The 5,082-nt window shown below is 65.2% G+C and carries 3 protein-coding genes; all 3 read right to left on the minus strand.

Features of this window, described 5'->3' with window-relative positions:
* Nucleotides 1-933: tetratricopeptide repeat protein (locus DUPY_RS01075; protein ID WP_141749367.1), on the minus strand; the 933-nt coding region annotated here is incomplete at its 3' end.
* A complete protein-coding gene (locus DUPY_RS01080) occupies nucleotides 930-3,245 on the minus strand; it encodes a tetratricopeptide repeat protein (protein WP_070245881.1) in 2,316 nt (771 codons plus the stop codon). The genes DUPY_RS01080 and DUPY_RS01075, both read right to left, overlap by 4 nt.
* Before the next feature lie 7 nt (nucleotides 3,246-3,252).
* Nucleotides 3,253-4,974 (minus strand): molecular chaperone HscC, encoded by a 1,722-nt coding sequence (locus tag DUPY_RS01085; RefSeq protein ID WP_070245882.1) that lies wholly within the window; start codon nucleotides 4,972-4,974, stop codon nucleotides 3,253-3,255.
* Nucleotides 4,975-5,082: the final 108 nt, after the last annotated feature.

Consider the following 5,082-nt stretch of genomic DNA (forward strand, 5'->3'; position numbering starts at 1 on the left):
TGCAGCGCTACGGGCAATGGCCAGATCGACTTGCGCCTGCACAGGCTTGCCCGCCCTGTCGTAGGCTGCGGCGCGCATTGCGTGTAACATCGGCGCTTCGTCGGCAATGACAGAATTGGCGATGGCGACATTGCTGGTTGCGATCGCTTCTTCGAAGCGACCTGCCTCAAGCGCCGCCCCGGTCCGGATGCGCAATACCATGCCGGGATCGTCGGCCTCCGCCATGGCGGACGCGAAGTCGCGCTCGCGGCCTTCGTTGTCGGCTGCCGGGCGCAGGTGGGCTTTTGCCAGGTACAGGTTGGTGACGGGCACAATGGCCAAGCCGCGATCGACAACTGCCATGGCCTGGTCGTTTTCCCCGTGATTGCGGTGCAGGTTGGCCAGATGTAGGTACGCACCCCAAAGCTCGGGTTGCGCAGCGATCATCTTTTCCAGGTGCGCCACCGCTTTCTGGTGCTGATCGGTCCGCTCCAGGATGGACACGTAAAGAAGGTGGGCGTAATGGAAGTCCGGCCCCAGTTGCAGGGCGCGATAGGCGTCCGCCTCCGCCGCCGCGTATTGCATGCGGTCGAGAGCGATAGTGGCGCGCGCCCCCAGCACCATCGGCGAGTCCGGCGCCAATGCTTGCGCCTGCCTGATATCGTCGTCTGCCAGTTGTGCCGAGCCGGTGCGGTCGCGGGCTAATGCGCGCATTGCGTAGGCTTCCACATGGCCCGGTGTGCGCGCAATCACCAAGTTCAGGCTGTGGATAGCGGCGGGCAGCTTGTTGCTGCCGGCTTGCTGCTGGGCCAGCTGGAAATAATCGATCTCTTCCTGCGCTGGTACCTCTGCTGCGTTGGCACTGGCGACGCACAGCAATGTGCCGAGTGTCAGCAGCATGCGCGTCAGGATGGTCCGATGATTGGTGGTAGTTGAGTTGTTCTTGCTGGTCATTTTTGCTTTTCGTTAGAGGGGGTGTGCGCTGATGGTGTGATGCCGTAGCTGGCATACAGCGCATCGACGCCGGGATTGACGGCGCGCGCGGCTGCCAGATCGGCGTCGCCGGCGGCCTGCTGGCCCGCGTTGCGCTTGGCGATGCCACGCACGAACAGCGCGCTCGCCATGCCCGGTTCGATCGCCAGCGCGGCATCAAGTTGTTTTATGGCCGCTTCCGGGCGCCCGAGCCGCAGCAGGATCACGCCTTCGGTATCGAGGAAGGCGGGCGTGTTCGGCTGGTCGGCGTTGGCCTTTTGCACGTAGGTCAGCGCCGTCGGCAGGGCGGTGTTGTGGGTGGCCAGTATCCAGGCCAGGTTGTTGAGCCGCATTGGGCTATCCGCCCGGGTGCGCGCCTTCTCGAAATCTTCGGCAGCCATGGCGGGTTTGCCGGCCATGGCGTAGGCGACGCCGCGCAGTGCCAGCAGCTGGATCACGATGTTGGGCTGTTGGGCGCGAGAGAGGGCGCTCTTGTAGGTGGCAATGGCGTCGTCCAGGCGGCCGGTATCGCGTTCCCACTCAGCGCGCTCGCGCAGGACCGCGATCTTGTCGTCGGCGAGTGCAAGTGCGGACGAGAAGTCGGCATCCCTTCCAGCCCGATCGCTGGCCGGCCGCAACATGGCGCGCTCGTAGTACAGCGAGGCATCGGGTGCGCTGGCCACGCCCCGGGAGAGCACTTCCATCGCCCGCTCGCGGTTGCCGCGCTTCTCTTCGATGTGGGCAATCAACTGGTAGACGCGCGACTTGTCGCTGAACTGCGTGAGCATGGACTCCAGCTGCTCCAGTGCTTCCGGCAAGCGGGCCATGTCGAGCAGGACTTCTGCCTGCAGGAGCCTGGTGAAATACACGTGCTGATCGCCGGGCAGCAGCCGTGCGATATCGTCGAGTGCTTGCTGGTAGTTGCCGCGCTGCGCCAGGATCATGGCGCGTATGCGCAGCAGGCGCTCGGACCCGGGGTTGCGTGCGGCAGCTTTTTGCAGTTCGCTGTCGACCGGTTTGTCGGCGCCGCTCAGGTGCCACAGGTAGGCACGCATGGCATAAGCGTCGCCATAGTTGGGATTTAACGCATTGGCCTGGTCCAGGCTTTTCATCGCTGCTTCGGGCAGGCCATCGCGGTACTGGTCTTCGGCCTGTTGTACCAGGGCCGCCTCGTCGAGCGGGGTATGACGGGGCAACTTGTCAGCGTCGCCACCGGCGTTGAGCGCGAAGCGTGTCAAAGAAATGACGATCATCAGCACCACGACGCCCCACCACCAGTTGCCGTAGCGTTTGTCCGGTCCGCCACGGTCGGTCGCGCTGCGCTTCTGGCCCAGCAGCGCCAGCACGCGGCGCCAGCCGGGCATGGCCGCGTTCATGTTGCGCCATCGACTGATGGTGTCGACATCGGCCACCATGGCCAGCCAGTTCGGAAAACGGGCGATCATGGTTTCGAGCGCGTGCGATTGCTGCGCCAGTTCGCGCCAGGTGGGGTCAGCCTGGGCCGGACCGCGCAGGCGTTGCAGCAAGCAGCGCTGCGCATCGGTTTCGTCGTCGTGTTGCGTATCGAACAGCGCGCGCTCGTCGATGGCCATGTCGATCACTGCGCCCGCGTAGCCCAGCCCCTGCACCCGGCGGCGGTCGGCCGCCCAGCCGAAGGTATCCACGGCCGCCACCAGCAGCGCCTCGTGGCCCGGCCGCCAGCCGTCGGCCAGCAGCATCGCCACGCGCCGTTCGAACTGCTCGCGCGCGTCGATGCCGAACAGGCGCAAATCGTCCAGGCAGGCTTGCAGCGCTTGCACCCACGGCGTTTCGCTCTCGATCGGACCGTGGGCGGCGGCGGCCAGGGCGGGCAGGCGCTGGCTGAATTCCTCGAAGACGGCGTCGCCCAGTGCTTGCTGGTCTTCAGCAGGTGGCAGGGTGGTGCTTGCCGGCGCACCGGTAGCGCCAGTCGCCTCGGCTGCGCCTGGTGCGGTCGCTTCAGCCGTGTGGGCTATGCCAGCCTTGACCAGCTCCACGCCAGCGGACGATTCGCTCACTTCGACGCGGTCAGCTTCGCCATCAGGTTGCGCCTCGGCCGGTTCCGGCGCCTGCCCGAGATCATCCCCGTCATCGCCAAAATACTCAGGATTGCGCACCCAGAACAGCGCCGCTTCATACGCCTCGCGCAGTTCCTGGAAGCCGGCCGCATCGTGCTCCTGGTCGATCAGCTTGAGCTCGCGCGCATAGGCGCGCCGGATCGCGCGCTCGTCGGCATCCCCGGCCAGTGACAGCCGCTGCAAGAATATCGGTTCCATGGCGGCCTTATTGGGGATCGTTGAGTGGCATGACGAAGCTGTCGTGCTCGATATCGTTGAGCATGGCCTCGAACTGCTTGCGCGCCGGTTCGACCACGCGCTTGTCCTGGCTGTCGAGCGCCTGCTCGAACGCTACGATCTGGGCGCCGAACCATTCCCGGCCCTGGCCGCGCATCAGCTGGTACATGCGCTCGGCGCGCGCCAGCAGGGTGCGGTGCTCGATGCGATCGCGCGGGTGGATTTTCAGTTCCGACAGCGAGATCAAGCGCTTGGCGATGTCGTCTTCCGACAGCAGGCCCGGATTGCCTTCGATGACCAGCGTGTGCACGTCGCCGGTGGCGGTGACGGTGGCCTGCACTTGCAGCAGGCCGTTGACGTCGTAGGTAAAGCGGATATCGACGCCGCTGTCGGCAATCGCGCCGCCGGCGAGTTTGACTTTCAGGCTGCCGAGCAGGATGTTGTCGCGCGTCAGGCGCGCCTCGCCCTGGAACACGCGCAGCTCCAGCCATTTCTGCTTGTCGCTTACCGGGTGGTATTGCTTGACGCGGCTGACCGGCACCGCCGTGTTGCGCTCGATGATGGGATCGAAATGGCCTGCAGCGAAATTGCGCTCGCCGATCTGCATCGATACCTCGATGCCCAGCGAGTAGGGCGCCACATCGGTCATCACCACTTCGTCGAGCGCGGCGTCGCGCATTTTCAGGCCGGCCTGCACCGCCGCGCCCAGCGCCACCACCTCGTCGGGATTGATGTCGCAGGCGGGAAAGCGGCCGAACATGCGCGCCACCAGCTTGCGCACCACCGGCATGCGGGTGGCGCCGCCAGCGAGCACGATGTTGTCGAGTTCGGAGATTTTCAGGTTGGCGTCGCGCAGCGCGCGTTCGATCGGATCGCGCAGGCGGCGCAGCAGCACCGTGCACACCTGTTCCAGCGCGGCTTCGTCAAGCGCCAGCGTGTACTGGGTGTCGCTGTGATGAATCTCGATGCTGGCGCTGGCCGACTCGCTCAGCGCACGCTTGGCGCGTTCGCACGAGGCCAGCAGGCGCTGCATGAAATAGGCGTCGCTCTTGAGCATGGCCGGCAGCTGGTGGTGCGCCAGGAAGTGATTGACCAGGGCCAGCACGAAGTCTTCGCCGCCGAGCATATTGTCACCGGCCGAGGCGCGCACTTCCATCACGCCCTCGAACAGGTCGAGGACCGACACGTCGAAGGTGCCGCCACCGAGGTCGAAGACGAGGAAGCGGGTTTCGGCGTCGCGTTGGTGGATGCCGTAGGCCAGCGCGGCGGCGGTCGGCTCGTTCAGCAGCCGGTCCACCTTCAGTCCGGCCAGCTGGCCGGCCGCGCGCGTGGCCTTGCGCTGGCTGTCGGAAAAGTAGGCGGGCACGGTGATGATGGCTTCCGTGATGGGCTGGCCCAGCGCCGCCTCGGCGTCTTCCTTGAGCGAGCGCAGGATCAGCGCCGACAATTCCTCGGGCCGGAAATCGCGCTGGCCCAGTCGCAGCGTGCGGTCACTGCCCATGTAGCGCTTGAACACGGCAGCGGTTCGGTCGGGATGGGTTTGCAGCCGTTCGCGGGCAGCCCGGCCGACGAGGATGGTGCCATCCTCGTCGACACTGACACACGAAGGCGTCAGGATTTCTCCCAGGCTATTGGGGATCAGGCGCGCGGCGCCGTGGTCCCATATTGCGATCAAGCTGTTGGTGGTGCCTAAATCTATCCCGACGATCATTATTAGTGCTCAGCAAAAATAGTTATGCTAGCACAAGTTGTAAACTTTGAAACGGTGTTACTGCCCTGTGAAGATCAGGAGAAATGCACCAGGCCACGTCGCGCCGCC

Source organism: Duganella phyllosphaerae (assembly GCF_001758785.1).
In the GTDB taxonomy this organism is placed as follows: Bacteria; Pseudomonadota; Gammaproteobacteria; order Burkholderiales; family Burkholderiaceae_D; genus Rugamonas; species Rugamonas phyllosphaerae.

Bases quoted from the DNA above. Each gene is read 5' to 3' on its own strand.
- DUPY_RS01085 (WP_070245882.1), bottom strand. From the start codon at position 4,974: ATGATCGTCGGGATAGATTTAGGCACCACCAACAGCTTGATCGCAATA.
- DUPY_RS01080 (WP_070245881.1), bottom strand. From the start codon at position 3,245: ATGGAACCGATATTCTTGCAGCGGCTGTCACTGGCCGGGGATGCCGAC.